At 74.8% G+C, this 19,469-nt stretch carries 14 protein-coding genes and 1 tRNA gene; 7 read left to right on the forward strand and 8 right to left on the reverse strand.

Features of this window, described 5'->3' with window-relative positions; translation table 11 throughout:
- Positions 1-37: 37 nt before the first annotated feature.
- The 6 genes from rho to argS all read right to left on the reverse strand — a co-directional run bounded on the left by rho (position 38) and on the right by argS (position 9,245).
- Positions 38-2,095: a transcription termination factor Rho gene (gene rho / locus ACWFNE_RS17360; protein ID WP_452123673.1), complete on the reverse strand. Its 2,058-nt coding sequence runs from the start codon at positions 2,093-2,095 to the stop codon at positions 38-40.
- Positions 2,096-2,515: 420 nt separating this feature from the next.
- Positions 2,516-3,586, reverse strand: coding sequence for a homoserine kinase (thrB, locus tag ACWFNE_RS17365; RefSeq protein WP_452123674.1), 1,071 nt, complete (start codon positions 3,584-3,586; stop codon positions 2,516-2,518).
- An 11-nt stretch (positions 3,587-3,597) separates the two neighbouring features.
- Positions 3,598-4,689, reverse strand: coding sequence for a threonine synthase (thrC, locus tag ACWFNE_RS17370; protein ID WP_452123675.1), 1,092 nt, complete (start codon positions 4,687-4,689; stop codon positions 3,598-3,600).
- Positions 4,689-5,975 carry a homoserine dehydrogenase gene (locus ACWFNE_RS17375; protein WP_452123776.1) on the reverse strand — a complete coding sequence of 429 codons (1,287 nt, stop codon included), beginning with the start codon at positions 5,973-5,975 and terminating at the stop codon, positions 4,689-4,691. The genes thrC and ACWFNE_RS17375 overlap by 1 nt, the downstream gene beginning before the upstream one ends.
- A gap of 238 nt (positions 5,976-6,213) precedes the next feature.
- Positions 6,214-7,569 carry a diaminopimelate decarboxylase gene (lysA, locus tag ACWFNE_RS17380; RefSeq protein ID WP_452123676.1) on the reverse strand — a complete coding sequence of 452 codons (1,356 nt, stop codon included), beginning with the start codon at positions 7,567-7,569 and terminating at the stop codon, positions 6,214-6,216.
- Positions 7,566-9,245 (reverse strand): arginine--tRNA ligase, encoded by a 1,680-nt coding sequence (gene argS / locus ACWFNE_RS17385; protein ID WP_452123677.1) that lies wholly within the window; start codon positions 9,243-9,245, stop codon positions 7,566-7,568. The genes lysA and argS overlap by 4 nt, the downstream gene beginning before the upstream one ends.
- Before the next feature lie 359 nt (positions 9,246-9,604).
- On the opposite strand from argS, the gene ACWFNE_RS17390 reads away from it, so the two are divergent.
- Together ACWFNE_RS17390 and ACWFNE_RS17395 are read left to right on the forward strand one after the other, a co-directional pair.
- A complete protein-coding gene (locus tag ACWFNE_RS17390; RefSeq protein WP_452123678.1) occupies positions 9,605-10,258 on the forward strand; it encodes a FadR/GntR family transcriptional regulator in 654 nt (217 codons plus the stop codon).
- A gap of 117 nt (positions 10,259-10,375) precedes the next feature.
- Positions 10,376-10,448, forward strand: a tRNA-Arg gene (locus ACWFNE_RS17395).
- A 170-nt stretch (positions 10,449-10,618) separates the two neighbouring features.
- Here ACWFNE_RS17395 and idi read toward each other — a convergent pair.
- Entirely contained in the window at positions 10,619-11,149 is a 531-nt protein-coding gene (idi, locus tag ACWFNE_RS17400; protein ID WP_452123679.1) for an isopentenyl-diphosphate Delta-isomerase, read from the reverse strand.
- 141 nt (positions 11,150-11,290) lie between these two features.
- Between idi and ACWFNE_RS17405 the strand changes: the two genes are divergently transcribed.
- The 5 genes from ACWFNE_RS17405 to ACWFNE_RS17425 all read left to right on the forward strand — a co-directional run bounded on the left by ACWFNE_RS17405 (position 11,291) and on the right by ACWFNE_RS17425 (position 18,208).
- On the forward strand, positions 11,291-12,961 hold the full coding sequence (locus ACWFNE_RS17405) for a cation:proton antiporter (protein WP_452123680.1): 1,671 nt from the start codon (positions 11,291-11,293) through the stop codon (positions 12,959-12,961).
- A gap of 235 nt (positions 12,962-13,196) precedes the next feature.
- Positions 13,197-15,932, forward strand: a complete 2,736-nt coding sequence (gene adhE, locus ACWFNE_RS17410; RefSeq protein WP_452123681.1) for a bifunctional acetaldehyde-CoA/alcohol dehydrogenase — start codon at positions 13,197-13,199, stop codon at positions 15,930-15,932.
- Positions 15,933-16,149: 217 nt separating this feature from the next.
- On the forward strand, positions 16,150-16,680 hold the full coding sequence (locus ACWFNE_RS17415) for a hypothetical protein (RefSeq protein WP_452123682.1): 531 nt from the start codon (positions 16,150-16,152) through the stop codon (positions 16,678-16,680).
- Between the two features lie 71 nt (positions 16,681-16,751).
- Entirely contained in the window at positions 16,752-16,877 is a 126-nt protein-coding gene (locus ACWFNE_RS17420; protein WP_452123683.1) for a molybdopterin oxidoreductase, read from the forward strand.
- Between the two features lie 65 nt (positions 16,878-16,942).
- Positions 16,943-18,208, forward strand: a complete 1,266-nt coding sequence (locus ACWFNE_RS17425) for a pyridoxal phosphate-dependent aminotransferase (protein WP_452123684.1) — start codon at positions 16,943-16,945, stop codon at positions 18,206-18,208.
- 22 nt (positions 18,209-18,230) lie between these two features.
- On the opposite strand, the gene ACWFNE_RS17430 is transcribed toward ACWFNE_RS17425, so the two are convergent.
- Positions 18,231-19,457, reverse strand: coding sequence for a multidrug effflux MFS transporter (locus ACWFNE_RS17430; protein WP_452123685.1), 1,227 nt, complete (start codon positions 19,455-19,457; stop codon positions 18,231-18,233).
- Between the last annotated feature and the right edge of the window lie 12 nt (positions 19,458-19,469).

The raw sequence follows: 19,469 nt of genomic DNA on the forward strand, positions 1-19,469 counted from the left end.
GACGCGCGCCGCTCCCGGACCGGGCGCGGCGCGGTCGTCAGTCGTTGTTGCTGGGCGTCGTCTTCTGGACCTGCATGAGGAACTCCGCGTTCGAGCGGGTCTCGCGGAGCTTGCCGAGCAGGAGCTCGATCGCCTGCTGCTGGTCGAGCGCCCCCATGACGCGGCGGAGCTTCCACACGATCTTGAGCTCGTCGGACCCCATGAGGATCTCCTCGCGGCGCGTGCCCGAGGCGTTGACGTCGACCGCCGGGAAGATGCGCTTGTCCGCCAGGTTCCGGGAGAGCCGCAGCTCCATGTTCCCGGTGCCCTTGAACTCCTCGAAGATGACCTCGTCCATCTTGGAGCCGGTCTCCACGAGCGCCGAGGCGAGGATCGTGAGCGAGCCGCCGTGCTCGATGTTGCGCGCCGCACCGAAGAACCGCTTGGGCGGGTACAGCGCCGAGGCGTCGACACCGCCCGAGAGGATGCGGCCCGACGCGGGCGCCGCGAGGTTGTAGGCCCGCGACAGGCGCGTGAGCGAGTCGAGCAGCACGACGACGTCCTGGCCGAGCTCGACGAGACGCTTGGCCCGCTCGATCGCGAGCTCCGCGACGATCGTGTGGTCCGACGCGGGGCGGTCGAACGTCGAGGCGATGACCTCGCCCTTGACCGTCCGCTCCATGTCCGTGACCTCCTCGGGGCGCTCGTCGACGAGCACGACCATGAGGTGGACCTCGGGGTTGTTCGTGGTGATCGCGTTGGCGATCTGCTGCATGATGATCGTCTTGCCGGCCTTGGGCGGCGACACGATCAGCCCGCGCTGGCCCTTGCCGATCGGCGCGACGATGTCGATCACGCGGGGCGTGAGCTTGTTCGGCTCGCTCTCGAGGCGCAGGCGCTCCTGCGGGTACAGCGGCGTGAGCTTCGAGAACTCCGCACGCTGGCGCGCCTCCTCGGGCGGCAGGCCGTTGACCGAGTCGAGGCGCACGAGCGCGTTGAACTTGGCGCGCGCGGCGCTGCCCTGCGGCAGCTGCTCGCCCTCGCGCGGCTGGCGGACGGCACCGGTCACGGCGTCGCCGCGTCGCAGCCCGGCCTTCTTGACCTGGCCGAGCGAGACGTACACGTCGTTCGGGCCGGGCAGGTAGCCGGTCGTGCGGACGAACGCGTAGCTGTCGAGGATGTCGAGGATCCCGGCGACGGGCAGCAGGACGTCGTCCTCGCCGACCTCGATCTCCTCGTACCCGGCGAGGTCGCCGCCGGTGGCCCGGCCGCCCCGGCCGCGCTGCGGCTTGGTGCGGTCACGGTCGCGGTAGCGGTCGCGCGAGCGCCGGCGACGACCGCCGCGCTCGTCGTCCTCGAGCAGCGCCTGGTTGCCGGCGGCCTGGCCCTGGTCGCGGTTCTGCCGCGGCTGGGCGTCGCGGGGCTGACCCTCGCGCTGCTGCGCGCCGTCGCGCTGGCCCTCGCGCTGCGGCCCGCCGTCGCGCTGCGCGCCGTCTCGCTGGCCGCCGTCGCGCTGCTGACCGCCCTGCTCGACCTCGGGACGCACCTCGACGTCCGCACCGGCCTCGACGCGCGGCGCACCGGCGCCCCGCCCGGACCGGCGCGAGCGGCGCTCGCCCGCGAGCGGCGCGATGGCCTCGGCGGCCCGTGCGGCCCGCTCGTCCCGCGTCTCCCCGGCGACGCGTGCGTCGAGCGTGCGCTCGACGGCCTCCAGCCGGGCGTCGACGCGGACGGCGACGTCGCCGTTCGTGGCCTCCCGCTCGGCGGGCTCGGGCTGCTCGACGCGCGGGGCCTCCTCACGGCGGCTCGCCCGGCGACCGCCGGTGCGTACCGCGCGTGCGGGCTCGGACGCCGTCTCGGGCGCGCTCCCCGCGGTGACCCCGGCGAGCGTCGGCTGCTCGGCAGCCAGCTGCGCCTCGGGCGCCGGCGTGCGGCCGCCCGAGCGCTTGGTCCTGATGGCGTCCACGAGATCGCTCTTGCGCATCTTGGACGTCCCGGTCACGCCGAGCTCGGCGGCGAGCGCCTGGAGCTCGGGCAGTCGCAGTGCCGAGATCGCGGCGCTGCGGCTCGATCCACCGGTGCTGGTGCTCACGGCGGACTCGATGGTGTCTGTCACGAAGGACCCTTCCCCCTCGTCGGTGGCGCGCACCCGGCCTGCGGGTTCGGCCTACGTCCGGTCCTGAGCGGCCGGAACGTTGCTGGAGCCACACGCGCTGCGTACGACGACGTCTGCGCACGTGGGCTGGATCGCTCCCGGCTGGGCTCGCGGGCGCCCGTCGCGCACCCTCGAAGGTGAGGTGTGCGGGTGTGGAGAGACGGGAACGTGACGGAGCACGAGATCCGGGGAACAGCGTCATCGTACCACCGCGTGTGATACCGCCCGCTTCTGGACGCATGTTCACCCGACCGGGTGGCGGGGGGTTCGTCGCCGGGTCCACCGCGGCCGCGAGACCGGTCGGGCGCGGTCCGCAAGACCGGTCGGGCGCGGTCCGCGAGACCCGTGAGGCCGACGCCCGGGACCCGCGCATCGGGGTCGTCAGCCGACGGGCCAGGCGCTCCCGCCGGTGAGGTCGACCTCCGGGCGCAGCACGGTCCAGCCGCCCATGACGCCGCCGAACGCGTCGTCGACCACGGCGTCCGCGTCGGTGCCGACGGCCGTCCCCGCGGCGTCCCGCCGGGTACGTGCGAGCGCGAGCACGGTCGGCCCGGCGCCGGAGACTACCGCCGCGACACCGTGCGCCCGCAGCGCGTCGACGAGCGCGAGGCTGTCCGGCATGACGTCGCGGCGCCAGGGCTGGTGCAGCCAGTCGCGGGTCGCCGCCAGCAGGAGGTCGGGGCGGCGTGAGAGCGCCTCGACGAGCAGCGCGGCCCGCCCGGCCTGCCGGGCGGCGTCGGCGTGCGGGACGCTCGCCGGCAGCACCCCGCGGGCGCGCTGCGTCGACAGCTCGGTCGCCGGGACGACGACGAGCGGGGCGACGTCCGGGTGGAGGTCGAGGCGGACCGCACGCGGACGGTCGGGGCTCGTCGTGGGCGCGGGCGACGTCGTGGTCCGTGCCTCGCGGCCGTCGGCTCCGTCCGGTCCGACCGCCCCGGCACCAGCGCCGAGGCCCGTGGGCGCGCCCGGCGCCCGCTCGTCCGCGCCCTCGAGCCACGCGATCGTCGCACCGCCGAGCAGCGCGGGCGCGGCGTTGTCCGGGTGGCCCTCGAGCTCGGTGGCGAGGCCGAGCACGGTGTCGTCGTCGAGCGCCTCGGGGTCCGCGATCAGCGCACGCGCGAGCAGGAGCCCGCCGACCGCCGCGGCCGCCGACGACCCGAGCCCCCGACCGTGCGGGATGCGGTTGGTGCACGTCAGGTGCAGGCCGGTCTGCGACGCACCGACGTGGTCGAGCGCGAGCCGCAGCGCGCGCACCACGAGGTGGTCCTCGCCGCGGGGCACGGAGCCGGCGCCCTCCCCCGTCACGTCGACCACGACGCCCGGCGACCCCAGCGCGCGCACCTCGAGATCGTCGTGCAGGCCGAGCGCGAGCCCGAGCGCGTCGAAGCCCGGGCCGAGGTTCGCGCTCGTCGCGGGGACGCGCGCGCGCACGTGGTGGTGACCGAGGCGCATGGTCGTGCGGCTCAGGAGAGCTCGAGCGCGTCGGCGATCGACACGACGTCCGCACTGACGCGCACGGGCACGATCTCGGAGCCGTCGGCCGTCTTGAGCGCCCACTGGGGGTCCTTCAGACCGTGGCCCGTGACCGTCACGACGATGCGCGCGCCCGCGGGGACCCGACCCTGCTCCGCGAGCATGAGGATGCCGGCGACGCCCGCGGCCGAGGCGGGCTCGACGAACACGCCGACCCGGCTCGACAGGATGCGGTGCGCGGCGAGGATCTGCTCGTCGGTCACGGCCTCGATCAGGCCGCCCGAGGTGTCGCGCGCGTCCTCGGCCTGCTGCCACGACGCCGGGTTGCCGATGCGGATCGCGGTCGCGATCGTCTCGGGCTGGTCGACGGGGTGGCCCGCGACGATGGGCGCCGCACCGGCGGCCTGGAACCCCCACATCGCGGGGGTCCGGGTGGCGACGGCGGCGTGCTGCTCGCCCGCGTCGAGCCCTGCGTACTCGCGGTAGCCGCGCCAGTACGCCGTGATGTTCCCGGCGTTGCCCACGGGCAGCGCGTGGATGTCGGGCGCGTCGCCGAGCGCGTCGACGACCTCGAACGAGCCGGTCTTCTGGCCCTCGATGCGGTCGGGGTTGACCGAGTTGACGAGCTCGACCGGGTACACCTCGGCGAGCTTGCGGGCCGCGACGAGGCAGTCGTCGAAGTTGCCGTCGACCTGCAGCAGGCGCGCGCCGTGCGCGATGGCCTGGCTGAGCTTGCCCATCGCGATCTTGCCGTCCGGCACGAGCACCGCGCACAGCATCCCGGCCGCCGTGGCGTACGCCGCCGCCGACGCCGACGTGTTGCCGGTCGACGCGCAGACGACCGCCTTGGCACCGCGCCCGGCCGCCGACGAGATCGCCGTGGTCATGCCGCGGTCCTTGAAGGAACCGGTCGGGTTCATGCCCTCGACCTTGAGGAACACCTCGGCGCCCGTGAGCTCCGACAGGGCCGGCGCCGGGACGAGCGGCGTGCCGCCCTCCCCGAGCGTGACGACCTTGCGCTGCACGTGCTCGGGCAGCCGGTCCGCGTACTCGGCGATGATGCCTCGCCACTGGTGGGCCATCAGACTCCCTCGACTCGCAGCACGGACAGCACCCGGCGGACCGCCTCGTGCTCGGTGATCGCGGCGACGGTGGCCGCGAGCGACTCCTCGGACGCCTCGTGCGTCGTGATGATCAGGCGCGCGAGGCCGTCGCCGCCGTCCGGGCCCAGCGGCGCGGGCGCCTGGCGGACCGCCTCGATCGAGACGCCGTGGTCGGCGAGCAGCGCGGCGACCTGGGCGAGCACGCCCGGGCGGTCCTGCACGTCGAGGCGGACCTGGTAGCGCGTGCGCGCCGACGACGCGGGCAGCACCGGCAGGCCGGCGTACGACGACTCGACCGGCCCCTTGCCGCCGAGCACCCGGTGGCGCGCGGCCGAGACCACGTCGCCCAGGACGGCGGACGCCGTGGGGGCACCGCCGGCGCCGCGGCCGTAGAACATGAGCTCGCCCGCGGCCTCGGCCTCGACGAACACCGCGTTGAACGCCCCGCGGACCCCCGCGAGCGGGTGGGCGAGCGGGACGAGCGCGGGGTGCACGCGCACCTGGACGCCCTCGTCACGGCGCTCAGCGATCGCGAGCAGCTTGATGACGTAGCCCGTGCGCTCGGCCCACGCGACGTCGTCCGCGGTGATCGCCGTGATGCCCTCGCGGTCCACGTCGTCGATCGACACCCGGGTGTGGAACGCGAGCGAGGCGAGGATCGCGGCCTTCGCGGCGGCGTCGAAGCCCTCGACGTCGGCGGTCGGGTCGGCCTCCGCGTACCCGAGCGCCTGCGCCTCCTTGACGGCCTGGTCGAGGTCGAGGCCCTCGCTCGTCATGCGGTCGAGCACGTAGTTCGTGGTGCCGTTCACGATCCCGAGCACGCGGCGCACGCGGTCCCCCGCGAGCGACTCCCGGACGGGGCGCACGATCGGGATCGCACCCGCGACGGCGGCCTCGAAGTACACGTCGACGCCCGCGGCGTCCGCGGCGGCATACAGGGTGGGGCCGTCCTGCGCGAGCAGCGCCTTGTTGGCCGTGACCACCGACGCGCCGTGCTCGATCGCACGCAGCAGGAGCGAGCGCGCGGGCTCGATGCCGCCGACGACCTCGATCACGAGGTCGGCGCGCGTGACGAGTCCCTCCGCGTCGGTCGTGAGCAGCGCGGGGTCGACGACGGGGTCGCGCGGCGTCGCGGTGTCGCGGACGGCGATCCCGACGAGCTCGAGCCGGGCGCCCGTGCGTGCGGCGAGGTCGTCGGCCTGGGTCGTCAGGAGGCGCACGACCTCGGTGCCCACGACCCCGCACCCCAGCACGGCCACGCGCAGCGGCGTCGTGCGGGGCTCGCCGGTGCGCTCGTCGGTCGGGGCGCCTGCCTGCCCGTCGGCTGCTGTCACTGCGTCGGCCTCCGCCTCGGGGCTGCGCCCGCTCGGTCGTCTCTGGGGTCGTGCGTCGGTCTCGTCGGGCCGTCCGTCCAGGCGGTGCGTGCTGCTCGGCACGCGCGCCGCGGGGCCGTCCGACCGGGTCACAGGATAGGGGCCCGCGCGGTGCGGGCGGCTGCGCCGCTCAGCCCTGGTCCAGCGCCAGCAGGTCGTCCTCGGTCTCGCGGCGCACGAGCACGCGCGTGGCCCCGGCCGTCACGGCGACGACCGGCGGGCGCGGCACGTGGTTGTAGTTCGAGGCCATCGAGCGTCCGTACGCGCCCGTCGCCGCGACCGCGAGCAGGTCGCCGGCGCGCACGTCGGCCGGCAGCTGCACCTCGTGGACGACGATGTCGCCGCTCTCGCAGTGCTTGCCGACGACCCGCGCGAGCACGCCGGGCTCGGCGCTCGTGCGGGACACGACCTCCGCGTGGTAGGCCGCGCCGTACAGCGCGGGGCGGATGTTGTCGCTCATGCCGCCGTCCACCGACACGTACAGACGCGTGCGGCCGTCGTCGAGCGCGACGGGCTTGACGGTGCCGACCGTGTAGAGCGTGCACGTGGTGGGGCCGACGATCGCCCGGCCCGGCTCGATCGACAGGCGCGGCAGCGGCGTGGACAGCTCCGCGCACACCGCGTCGACCGTGGACGCGAGGTCCTTCGCGACGCGGGCCGGGTCGAGCGGGACCTCGCCCGGCACGTACGCGATGCCGTAGCCGCCGCCGAGGTCGACCTCGGGGACGAGGTAGCCGGTTTCGCGCGCGAGCTCGGCGCGCAGCCCGAGGACCTTGCGCGCGGCGACCTCGAAGCCCGACGGGTCGAGGATCTGGGAGCCGATGTGCGAGTGGATGCCGAGCAGGTGCAGCTCGGGGCGGTCGAGCACGGCGCGCAGCGCGGTCATCGCGGGGCTCGTGCCGCCGCCCGGACCGGCGACGAGCGAGAGCCCGAACTTCTGGTCCTCGTGCGCGGTCGAGATGTACTCGTGGCCGCCCGCGTGCACGCCCGTCGTGACGCGCACCATGACCGGGGCCGGGTCGCCGCCGTGGGCGCGCGCGGCCTCCGCCACGCGCTCGACCTCGCCGATCGAGTCGACGATGATCCGGCCGACCCCCGCGGCGAGCGCCCGCGCGAGCTCGGAGTCCGACTTGTTGTTGCCGTGCAGCCCGATCTCCGAGCCCGGCAGCCCGGCGCGCAGCGCGACCGCGAGCTCGCCGCCCGTCGCGGTGTCGACGCGCAGCCCCTCCTCGTGCGCCCACCGGGCGACGGCGACCGAGAGGAACGCCTTGCCCGCGTAGTACACGTCGACGCCCGTGCCGAGGGGCTCGAACGCCGCGGCGAACGCGTCCCGGTACGCCCGGGCGCGGGAGCGGAAGTCCGCCTCGTCGAGCACGTATGCCGGGGTCCCGTGCTCGGCCGCGAGCGCGCGCACGTCGACGCCCGCGACCGTGACAGCGCCGTCGGACGTGCGGGCGACGCCGCTCGACCAGGGCGAGCCGGTCACTTGCGCTGGGGCGCGCTCACGCCCAGGAGCTCGAGGCCGTTCGCGAGGACCTGGCGGGTCGCGTCGTTGAGCCACAGCCGCGTGCGGTGCACGTCCGTGACCTCCTCCTCGCCCATCGGCGTGACGCGGCGCAGCTCGTACCACTTCTGGTAGGCACCGGCGACCTCCTCGAGGTACCGGGCGACGCGGTGCGGCTCGCGGAGCTCGGCGGCCTGGGTCACGACGCGCGGCAGCTGCGCGAGCAGACCGAGGAGGACCGCGTCGGCCTCGTGGTCGAGGAGCGAGGGGTCGAACCCGGCGGCGCGGTCGACGCCGGAGTCCGCGGCGTTGCGCCCGACGCCCACCGTGCGGGCGTGCGCGTACTGCACGTAGTGCACCGGGTTCTCGTTGGTCGCGCTCGCGAGCAGGTCCAGGTCGATGTCGAGCTGCGAGTTCGCCGCGGAGCGCGCGAGCGCGTACCGGGCGGCGTCGATCCCGACGGCGTCGACGAGGTCGTCGAGCGAGATGATCGTGCCCGCACGCTTCGACATCCGGACCGGCTCGCCGTCCTTGAGCAGGTTGACCATCTGCCCGATGAGGATCTCGAGGTTGACGCCCGGGGTGTCCCCGAACGCCGCGCACATCGCCATCATGCGGCCGATGTACCCGTGGTGGTCCGCGCCGAGCATGATGATCGCCCGGTCGAAGCCGCGCTCGCGCTTGTCGAGGTAGTACGCTAGGTCGCCCGCGATGTACGCGGCCTCGCCGTCGGACTTCACGATGACGCGGTCCTTGTCGTCCCCGAACTCCGTGGTCCGCAGCCACGTCGCGCCGTCGGTCTCGAAGATGTGCCCGAGCTCGCGCAGGCGTGCGATCGCCCGCTCGACGGCCCGCGACTCGTGCAGCGAGTCCTCGTGGAAGTACACGTCGAAGTCGACGCGGAAGTCGTGCAGCTTGGTCTTGATCTCGCCGAACATGCGCTCGACGCCGCGCGCGCGGAACGCCTCGACCGCCGCGGCGTCGGGCAGCGTGCGGGGGTCGGGCTCGCCGGCCGCGAGCGCGTCCGCGACGACGGCCTCGGCGATGTCGCTGATGTACTGCCCGCCGTAGCCGTCCTCGGGGGCGGCCTCGCCGCGCGCACGGGCGACGAGCGAGCGCGCGAACCGGTCGATCTGCGCGCCGTGGTCGTTGAAGTAGTACTCGCGCGTCACGTCCGCCCCGGACGCCTGCAGCACGCGCGCGAGCGAGTCGCCCACCGCCGCCCAGCGCACGCCGCCGATGTGCAGCGGCCCCGTCGGGTTGGCCGAGACGAACTCGAGGTTGATGCGCTCGCCGGCGAGCGCCTGCGTGCGCCCGTAGGCGGCGCCCTGCTCGACGATCGAGCGCGCGAGCTCGCCGGCAGCGGCCGCGTCGAGCGTGATGTTGAGGAAGCCGGGGCCCGCGACGTCGACCTTCGCGACGCCCGAGTGCTCGGCGAGGCGGCGCGCGAGCTCCTCCGCGAAGGCCCGCGGGTTGGTGCCGGCCTTCTTCGCGAGCTGCATCGCGACGTTGGTGGCCCAGTCGCCGTGCTCGCGCTGGCGCGGGCGCTCGACGTGGACCTCGGCGGGGATCGACGCGGCGTCGAGGGCGAACGTGCCGTCGTCGACCGCGGCCACGAGGGCAGCACGGAGGGCCTGGGAGAGCTCAGCGGGGGTCACCGGCCCAGGGTACCGAGCGCGGGCCCGGCACCCCGACCGGATTCCGCCGGTCGGGCGTTCCCCGGATGCCCGGCCCGACCCGCTCGGGCCGCCGTCGCGCACACCCCGCGCGCCCCGTCACGCACGCCCGCGCGGCCGCCGCACACCCCGTCGCGCACGCGCCCGCGGCCCGTCGTGGACACCCGCGCGCCCCCGGGGCGGACGCCCGCACGCCCCGTCGCACGCACCTGCCGGACGCTCGTCCGGATGCCGAGGTCCCCGGTCCCTGGCGGTCACCGCCGTGCACGGTGTTGACTGCACCGGCACTCGACCTGCGGCCCGCACCGCGGCAGGTCGTCACGGACGCGAAGAGGGACGGGATGACACGCCGCACCGGTCTGATCGACAACGCCGTCGACACGCTGCGCCAGCGCATCACCTCGGGCCAGTGGGCCGTCGGCACGCGCATCCCGCCCGAGCCGGCGCTCGCCGAGCTCCTCGGGGTCGGGCGCAACACCGTGCGCGAGGCGGTGCAGTCGCTCGTGCACGCGGGGCTGCTCGCGCGGCGGCAGGGCTCGGGCACGTACGTGCTCTCGACGTCCGAGCTCGCCGTGACGATGGGCCGCCAGATCGCCGACGCCCGCCAGCGCGACGTCGTCGAGGTCCGGCGCAGCCTCGAGGTCGAGGCGGCGCGGCTCGCGGCCCGGCGACGCTCGGCCACCGACGTCACGACGCTCGAGCGGCTGCGCGAGCAGCGCGCGGTGGCGTACGCGGGCGGCGACCTCGACGAGATGGTGAGCACCGACCTCGCGCTGCACCTCGCGATCGGGCGTGCGGCCCGCAACCCGGTGCTGCTCTCGCTGTACGAGAGCCTCGTCGACGCGATCAGCGAGAACATCCGGTTCAACTTCGAGCGGCCCTCGCTCGGCGACGCGGGGCACGACGACCTCGTGGCGGCGATCGTGGCCGGCGACGAGGAGACCGCGATGACCGAGGTCGAGACGTACCTGTCGGCGCTCGTCGGACGCGGCTGAGCTGCCGCCGCCCGTCTGCGCCCGGGGCGGATCGCCCCGCCGGGGTGTGGATCTGCTCGAACCGGCCGGGCGCCGGGGCTGGTAGTGTCGTGCACCGCGCCAGCACGACCGGCGCAGGCCCGCGTAGCTCAGTGGATAGAGCGTCTGCCTCCGGAGCAGAAGGTCGAAGGTTCGAGTCCTTTCGCGGGCACCTCTCCCCTCACCCGGCACGTCGCTGCCGGAGCCGGCGCGTCGCCGCCGGAGCCCGACGGTCGCCGTCGGAGGCGAGCAGTGCGCTCCCCGTACGGCGCGTCCCGGCCGCGCACCGCAGGCTGCCCGCCTCGGACGACGGGTCCCGCCCGGCGTGACGGCCCGCCCGGCTCAGCCCCGCGCGGGCACCCCGGGCGACGCGAGCGCCAGCACCTGGGCGAACCACGGCGTCGTCTCCCCCGCCGCGACGAGCCCCGCGGCCTCGTCGCGCGTGACCCACCGCACCTCGGACACCTCGTCCGGGTCCGGGGAGAGCGCGCCGTCGAACCGGGCCACCAGCACGTGGTCGTGCTCACGCTCGACGTGCCCCGAGGCGGCGTCGGGGGCGCTGTACTGGAAGGCCCCGACCTCGACGAGCCCGTCGACGTCGACGCCGAGCTCCTCGCGCACCCGCACCCGCGCGGCGTCCGCGAGCGCGGTGCCCGGGGCCGGGTGGCCGCACGTCGAGTTCGACCACAGGCCGGCGAAGCGCCGCTTCACGGCGGCGCGCCGCTGCAGCAGGAGCCGCCCCTCGCCGTCCACGAGCTGCACGGAGTACGCGCGGTGCAGGAGGCCCGGGGCGGCGTGCGCCTGGGAGACCAGCGCGACGCCGGACGCCGTCCCGTCGGGGTCGACGAGCTCGACGTGGTCCTGCTCAGCCATGGGTCTCCTGTCCGCGGGTCGGCGACCCCCACGGGTCGCGCCGTCCAGTAGCGCATCACGCGCGCGCGGTTGCAAGGCGACCGCGCGCGGGCCGCGGGCCCGACCTAGGCTCGTGCGCACGCCGACCGGTCCGGGAGCCGCATGCACCACGTCGAGATCTTCGTCCTCGTCGCCGGGGCCGTCGCCGTCACCGCGGCGTGCCGGCGCTGGGGGTGGCCGTCGCCGCTCGTGCTCGTCGCGGTCGGGCTCGTCGTGTCGTTCGTGCCGGGTGTCCCGCGCTACGAGGTCGACCCCGAGCTGATCCTCGAGTTCGTGCTGCCGCCGCTGCTGTACTCCGCGGCGACCGAGAGCTCGTACCAGGACGTCCGCCGCTACGTCGGGCCGATCCTGCGGCTCGGCGTCGGGCTCGTGCTGGTCAGCGCGTTCGCCGTCGCGCTCGTCGTGTGGCTGCTGGTCGACGACCTGCCGTTCGCCGTCGCGCTCGTGCTCGGCGCCGTGGTGGCCCCGCCGGACGCCGTGGCCGCCGCCGCGGTGGGGCGCCGGCTCGGGCTGCCGCGGCGGGTCATGTCGATGCTCTCGGGCGAGAGCCTGATCAACGACGCGACCTCCCTGACGCTGTACAAGGTCGCGCTCGCGGCGGTGGCGACCGGCACGGCGGCGTTCTCGGGCGGCGCGGGGGTCTTCGCGCTCGCGGTCCTGGTCGGCGTCGCGCTCGGGCTCGGGCTCGGCGTCGTCGTGCACCAGGCACGCATGCGGCTCGACGACCCGGTGGTCGCGTCGGCGGTCGGGCTGCTCACCCCGTTCGCGGCGTACTGGTCGGCCGAGGCGCTGGGCGGCTCGGGCGTGCTCGCGGTCGTCGCCGCGGGGCTGTACCTGGGTCACACCTCCCCGCGCGCCGGGTTCGCGACGCGCCTGTTCCAGACGCCGCTGTGGTCGACGCTCGTGCTCCCGCTCGAGGCGTTCACGTTCGCCCTCATCGGCCTGCAGCTGCCGTGGCTGATCGACGACGTCCGCCGCTCGCACGAGGGACTCGCGAGCGCCGCGCTCGTCGCGCTCGCGGTGCTCGGGACCGTGCTCCTCGTCCGCCCCCTGTACGTGCTCGCGACCGGGCACGTGCGCCGCCGGCGTCACGCCGGCGCGACGGGCGAGCGGCCCGCCGACCTGCTCACCGCGCGCGAGTCGGCGGTGGTCTCGTGGGCCGGCATGCGGGGCGTCGTGACCCTCGCCGCGGCGGCCGCGGTGCCGGCGGAGGTCGACGGCGAGGAGTTCCCCTACCGGGCGTCGCTGCAGCTCGTCGCCTACACCGTCGCGATCGGGACCCTCCTGCTGCAGGGGCTCACGCTCCCGTGGGTCATCCGCCGGCTCGGGGTGGGGTCGCAGGAGGAGGACGCGCGCGACGCGTCGCAGGAGGCGGAGCTGCGCGTCGCGACCGCGGGTGCCGTCCGGCGGGTGCTCGAGGAGCGGGCCCCGGAGTGGGCGCGCGAGCTCGGCGACGAGCAGGCCGCCCGGCTCGTCCAGCGCCTCGTCGGCGCGACCACCGCCCGCGCCCAGGCGGCCGCCGCGATGATCGACCCCGAGGGCGGGACGCGGCGAGGCGAGGACGGGGACGGCGCGTCCGGCCGCCTCCTGCCGGCCCCGCTCGCCGGCAGGCGCGGGCAGCAGCTCCGCCGCGACCTCGTGCGCGCCCAGCGCGAGGTGCTCGTCGAGCGCCGTGACGCGGGCGAGCTCGACGAGACGGTGATGCGCCGTGTGCTGCGCGAGCTCGACCTCGAGGACGAGGCGCTCGCGGCGTCGTGGGTCAACCGCGTCTGACGCGGATCGAGGCACCCGGCCGGCTCCGGGGGGGCGCTCGCGACGGTCGGCGCCGCCGTAGGACCCCGGTCCCAGGCGGCGCGGGCCCCGGTCTGCAGGGCGCCCGCGAGCGCGACCCGGCGCTCGGACGGTCGGGACCTTCGGCGCAGGGATCCCCCGGGACCCGCTCCTAGCGTGGGTGTCACGAGGTCGAGGAAGCCCTCACCGCACACCGACGAGACGTGGGGAGCACCCCGTGAGCAGCACCACCGAGACCGCGACCGACACCGGCACCACCACCGCGATCGACGCGCTCGTCGCGGGCGCCACCAAGGCGCTCGCCGAGTACGCGCGGTTCACGCAGGAGGACGTCGACCACCTCGTCAAGAAGGCGTCGGTCGCGGCGCTCGACCAGCACGGCCGGCTCGCGGTGCTCGCCGTCGAGGAGACCGGCCGCGGCGTCTTCGAGGACAAGGCCGTGAAGAACATCTTCGCGTGCGAGCACGTCACGAACTCGATGTCCGCGCTCAAGACGGTCGGCGTCATCAGCACCGACGACCTCACCGGCATCACCGAGATCGCCGAGCCCGTCGGCGTGGTCTGCGGCGTCGTCCCGGTGACGAACCCGACGTCCACCACGATCTTCAAGTCGCTGATCGCGCTCAAGACCCGCAACCCGATCGTCTTCGCGTTCCACCCCGCCGCGCAGGAGTCCTCGGTCGCGGCCGCCCGCGTGGTCCGCGACGCCGCGGTCGCCGCGGGCGCCCCCGAGAACTGCATCCAGTGGGTCGAGACGCCGTCGCTGACCGCGACGCACGCCCTCATGAACCACCCCGGCGTCGCGCTCATCCTCGCGACCGGCGGCAACGCGATGGTCCGCGCCGCCTACTCGTGCGGCAAGCCGGCCCTCGGCGTCGGTGCCGGCAACGTCCCCGCGTACATCGAGAAGACCGCGAAGCTCAAGCGGGCCGTGAACGACGTCGTGCTGAGCAAGGCGTTCGACAACGGCATGATCTGCGCCTCGGAGCAGGCCGTCATCATCGACGCCGAGATCTACGACGAGGCCATGGCCGAGTTCGAGGTCCTGCACGCGTACCGCGCGAGCACGCAGGAGAAGGCCCTCCTCGAGAGGTTCATCTTCGGCGTCGAGGCCAAGGGCGCGAGCTGCGGCGAGGCGAAGCTCCACGCGCCCGTCGTCGGCCGGTCGCCCCAGTGGATCGCCGAGCAGGCCGGGTTCTCCGTGCCGGCCGACACCTCGATCATCCTCGCCGAGGTCGACGGCGTCGGCCCCGACGAGCCGCTGACCCGCGAGAAGCTGTGCCCCGTCCTCGCGGTGCTCAGGGCCACGACGACCGAGCAGGGCCTCACCTACGCCGAGCAGATGGTCGAGTTCGACGGCCTCGGACACTCCGCCGCGATCCACACGCGCGACGAGGCACTCATCGAGGAGTTCGGCACGCGCTGCAAGGCGGTCCGGATCATCACCAACGCGCCGTCCTCGCTCGGCGGCATCGGCGACATCTACAACGCCTTCATCCCCTCGCTGACCCTGGGCTGCGGCTCCTACGGGCGCAACTCGGTCTCGAACAACGTCTCGGCGGTCAACCTCGTGAACATCAAGCGGATCGGCCGGCGCAACAACAACCTGCAGTGGTTCAAGGTCCCCGCGAAGACGTACTTCGAGCCGAACGCGATCCGCTACCTGGCCGACATGCCCGACGTCGAGCGCGTCACCATCGTCACCGACGCCACGATGACGACCCTGGGCTTCGTCGACAAGATCATCGACGTCCTGGGCCGCCGCCCCGGCAAGGTCGCGCTCCAGATCATCGACCAGGTCGAGCCCGAGCCGAGCGTCCGCACGGTCCAGGCCGGTGCCGCGCAGATGCGCCACTTCCGCCCCGACACGATCGTCGCGCTCGGCGGCGGGTCGCCGATGGACGCCGCGAAGGTCATGTGGCTGCTGTACGAGCACCCCGAGATCACCTTCTCGGACCTCAAGCAGAAGTTCTTCGACGTCCGCAAGCGCGCCTTCAAGTTCCCGGTGCTCGGTGAGCTCGCGCAGCTCGTGTGCATCCCGACGACGTCGGGCACGGGCGCCGAGGTCACGCCGTTCGCGGTCATCTCCGACCCCGACGCCGGCAAGAAGTACCCGCTCGCCGACTACGCGCTGACCCCGTCGGTCGCGATCATCGACCCGGTCCTGACCGCGAGGATGCCGCGCTCGCTCGCCGCCGACTCGGGCTTCGACGCCCTCACGCACGCCACGGAGGCGTACGTGTCGGTGTACGCGAACGACTTCACCGACGGGATGGCGCTGCAGGCGATCCGGCTCATCTTCGACAACCTCGCGCAGAGCGTGAACGGCACCCCGGGTGCGCCGGAGACGGCCGACGCGCGGGAGAAGATGCACAACGCCGGGACGATCGCGGGCATGAGCTTCGGGAACGCGTTCCTGGGGATCGTGCACGCGATGGCGCACGTGATCGGCTCGACGCACCACCTGGTGCACGGCCGCACGAACGCGACGCTCCTGCCGCACGTGATCCGCTACAACGGCACCGTCCCGACCAAGCTCACGAGCTGGCCGAAGTACGAGCACTACGTCGCCCCGGAGCGCTTCCAGCAGATCGCGGCGATGCTCGGGCTCCCGGCGCAGACCCCGGAGCAGGGCGTCGAGTCCTACGCCCTGGCCGTCGAGGCGCTGCGCTCCAAGGTCGGCATCCCGGCCTCGTTCCAGGCGCAGGGCGTCGACGAGCAGGAGTTCCTCGGCCGCCTCGACGAGGTGGCGATGGGCGCCTACGAGGACCAGTGCGCACCCGCGAACCCGCGGATGCCGATGCTGGCCGACATGAAGGACCTGATGACTGCGGCCTACTACGGCACGTCGCTCTCCGACGTCCGGGGCCGCCGCGAGCAGCAGGGTGCGTGTGGTGACGCACCCCAGGAGGCCGTGACCTCGGCCGGGACGGAGAGGTCCGTCCCCGCCTGACCCCCATCCTCGGGTCCGGCTGCTCGCCGCAGTGCTCCGTCCGCGCGTGCCCACCGGCCGCGCGGGCGGGGCGCTGCCACGCGTGACGCCCCCGCCCCGCGCACGCACCCGCGCACCGCCCGACGGGTGCGGGTGTCGCGCTGCCCGGGCGCGGCCCCGGCGGCGGGGAGGGGACATTCCGGGCACACTGGGGGCCCCCGACCCGTGAGGAGCCCCCGTGCGCACGTCATCCCCCCGCCTCGGCCGAGCCGCCCGTGCCCTGCCCGTCCTGACGCTCGCGGGAGCCCTCGCGCTGTCCGGGTGCTCCGAGGCGCAGGAGCTCACGAACCAGGCCGAGACCGCCGTCGACGACGCGAAGGCGGCGATCAGCTCGTTCCAGGACCAGGTCGACGCGGCCCGCGCGGAGGCGCAGGAGGTCCGCGACGCGATCACCGACGCACAGGCCCAGGTCGGCGCGCTCGACGACCAGGCCGGCGCCGTGGTCGGCGAGGCGGTGACGGGGGCGAGCTCGGCGGTCGACCAGGCCCAGGCCGCGCTCGACGCGGCGTCCGCGGAGGGCGCCGAGGCGTCCCAGGCGACGCAGGAGCAGCTGGCCGCGGCCGAGGCGGCGCTCGCGGACGCCCGCACGCAGGTCCAGTCGGCGATCGACTCGACCGACACCCAGGCCGAGGTCACGCTCGAGTCGCTCTCCGCCGAGGTGGAGAAGCTCCGCAACCAGATCGCGGGTGCCGCGGCGACCGACGGGTGAAAAGCGGGCCCGGGGGCTGAACCCGCGGCCCGGTTGTTGTCTCACGCGGCACGCCTGCCGATCTTCAGGGCATGGAGACACAGGAGATGCCGCGCACCGCGCGGCGACGCCACGTCGAGTGGTGGGTCCTGTCGGCGTGGGGCTCGCTCGTGCTCGTCGTCGCCGCCGGGGTCACCGGCGCGGCGGGGATCGGCTGACCCCAGCCGACCTCGGGGCAGCAGCCCTATCCTCGTCGGGTCGCCCGCCGAGGACAGGAGCACCGATGCCGACCGACGAGGGACGCTGGCGCGCCGTCGCCCGCGCGACCGGGCTGCTCGGCGCGGACGGCCGGGCGCGCGCGACCGTCTTCGCGGAGATGTCGGCGCTCGCCGCCCGCACGGGCGCCCTCAACCTCGGTCAGGGCTTCCCCGACGTCGACGGGCCGCCGTCCGTGGCCCGCGCCGCGCAGGACGCGATCGCGGCGGGCGTCAACCAGTACCCGCCCGGCCCCGGCACCCCCGAGCTGCGCCACGCGGTCGCCGCGCACCAGGAGCGCCGCTACGGCCTCGTGCTGGACCCGGACCGCGAGGTCCTCGTCACGACGGGCGCGACCGAGGCGCTGGCCGCCGCGGTCCTCGCCCTGGCCGGCCCGGGCGACGAGGTGCTCACGCTCGAGCCGTTCTACGACTCCTACGCCGCGGTGATCGCGCTCGCCGGCGCGACGCACACGACCGCGGCGCTGCGGGCGACGCCGGGCGGGTTCCGGCTCGACGAGGACGCGCTGCGCGCCGCGTTCAGCGACCGGACGCGGATCGTGCTGGTGAACACCCCGCACAACCCGACGGGTGCGGTGCTCACGCGCGCGGAGCTCGAGGTCGTCGCGCGCCTCGCGACCGCGCACGACGCGCTCGTCGTGACCGACGAGGTGTACGAGCACCTCGTGTTCGACGACGCCGTGCACGTGCCCGTCGCGACGCTGCCGGGGATGGCGGAGCGCACCCTGACGATCTCCTCGGCGGGCAAGACGTTCTCGTTCACCGGCTGGAAGATCGGCTGGGTCAGCGGCCCCGCGCACCTCGTCGAGGCCGTCCGCACGGTCAAGCAGTTCCTCACGTACGTCTCCGGAGCACCGTTCCAGCCCGCGGTCGCGCTCGCGCTCGGGCTCGAGACCGGCGACGGTCCCGACTCAACCTGGGTGCGCGACCTCGCGGCGTCGCTCGCCGCACGGCGCGACCTGCTGTGCGCCGGGCTCGAGGCCGCCGGGTTCGCGGTGGTGCGCCCGCAGGGCACGTACTTCGTGGTCGCGGACGCCGGGGCGCTCATCGCCTCGGGTCGCGCCGGGGGTGACGTGCCCGACGGGGCGACGCTGTGCCGGCGGCTGCCCGCGCTCGCGGGCGTCGTCGCGGTGCCCGTGAGCGCGTTCGTGCACGCGGGCTCGGCGGCCGACGCCGCGCTGCGCACGTCGGTGCGGTTCACGTTCGTCAAGCGCGAGCCGGTGCTGCGCGACGCGGTCGGGCGGCTCACGGCGTGGGGGGCGGCGCGCGGCTGAGGCCGGCCGCGACGCCCCGGCGTCAGGTGCCCCAGCCGCCCGCGCGGTAGGCGGGCGTGCCGAGCGCGAGCACGATGAGCGCGAGCAGCGCGGAGCCCGCCATCACGGCGGTCATCGCGAGGGCGTCGCCCCCGAGCAGGCCGACGAGCGGGCTGATGGTCCCCGAGATCGCGGCCTGCGACGAGCCGATGAACGCCGCCGCGGTCCCCGCGATCGCGCCGTGCCGCCCGAGGGCGAGCGCCGAGGCGTTGGGCGGCGTGAAGTTCACGAGCGCGAGCTGGAACCAGAGCATGACGAGCAGCAGCGGCAGCCCACCGGCGCCGGTCGCGCCCACCGCGAACAGCCCGAGCGAGAACGCCACCGAGATCGGCAGCACGACGCGCAGGATCCGCACGGGCGCGTAGCGGCGCACGAGGGCCGCGTTGACCTGCGCACCGACGACGAGCCCGGCGCCGTTGACCGCGAACAGCAGCGCGAACTCGTGCGAGGACAGCCCGTAGCCCTCCTGCAGCACGAACGGGGACCCGACGACGTAGCTCATGAGCCCGGCGACGGACAGGCCCGGCAAAACCGCGAGCGCGAGGAAGTGCCGGTCGCGCAGCAGCGCACGGTAGCCCGAGAGCGCCGCGCGCAGTCCGGGCCCGCGGCGCCGCTCGACGGGCAGCGTCTCGGGCAGGCGTCGCCAGACGACGAACCAGAGCGCCGCGCCGTACACGGCGAGGGCGACGAAGACCGCGCGCCACCCCCACTCCCCCGCGATGAGGCCGCCGACGCTGGGCGCGAACAGCGGCGCGACACCGATCACGAGCATGAGGCGGGACAACAGCCGTGAGGCGTCCGAGCCGACGAAGCGGTCGCGGATCACCGCCATGGCGACGACCGAGGCCGACGCGTTGAAGAAGCCCTGCATCACGCGCAGCGCGATGAGCGGGATGATTCCCGGCGCGACGGCGCACAGCAGCGACGTGATCACGTGCAGGACGATCCCGACGAGCACGGGTGCGCGCCTGCCGAAGCGGTCGGACGTGGGGCCGATCACGAGCTGCCCGACGGCGCCGCCGATGAGCATGCCGGTCATCGTGAGCTGCGCGGCGGTCGCCGACGTCCCGAGGTCGCGCGCGACGTCGGGCAGGGACGGCAGGTAGATGTCGGTCGAGATCGCGGGGAGCGCGGCCATCGAGCCGAGCAGCAGGACGTACCTGGCGTTGGGGCGGTAGGGGGACGTGGGTTGCGGGCCGCCGGCACTCATCCCCTCGATGGT

The sequence above is a fragment of the Cellulomonas sp. NPDC055163 genome, from assembly GCF_053607065.1.